Raw genomic sequence first — 381 nt, 5'->3', positions numbered from 1 at the left:
GAAGTAACCCTTGAGAATGGCACTACACCCCAATAATGAGACAAGAGAAAAACCCTCTTATGCGGCCAGTTTTCTGTACTCTACAGGAGACAGATCGTTTAATCTTTGTTGAACTCTAGTTTCATTATAAAATATGATGTAATTTTTGACAATTTCAGTTATACTATCTTTAGTCAAGTTTCTCCACTTATGGAGATAGAAGGTTTCAGACTTGAGAACAGAATGGAACCATTCGATACAGGCATTATCTGCTGGTGTTCCCTTGCGGGACATGGAGCGGGTGATGCCTTTTTCTGTACAAGCTTGATAGTAGGCTTTTGAAGTATAAACAGATCCCTGGTCGCTGTGTAAAAGTAGCCCTTGAGGTAGCTCAAGTTGATT

The 381-nt window shown here is 39.9% G+C and carries 1 protein-coding gene; it reads right to left on the bottom strand.

Going from position 1 to position 381, the window contains the following annotated elements; genetic code table 11:
* Nucleotides 1-57: 57 nt before the first annotated feature.
* Nucleotides 58-381: IS3 family transposase (locus STRDD10_RS10130; RefSeq protein WP_156468667.1), on the bottom strand; the 324-nt coding region annotated here is incomplete at its 5' end.

Source organism: Streptococcus sp. DD10, from assembly GCF_001578805.1.
Taxonomy (GTDB): Bacteria; Bacillota; Bacilli; order Lactobacillales; family Streptococcaceae; genus Streptococcus.
Note: the sequence above shows the minus strand (reverse complement) of the source record. Positions and strands in the feature narration are given on the sequence as shown.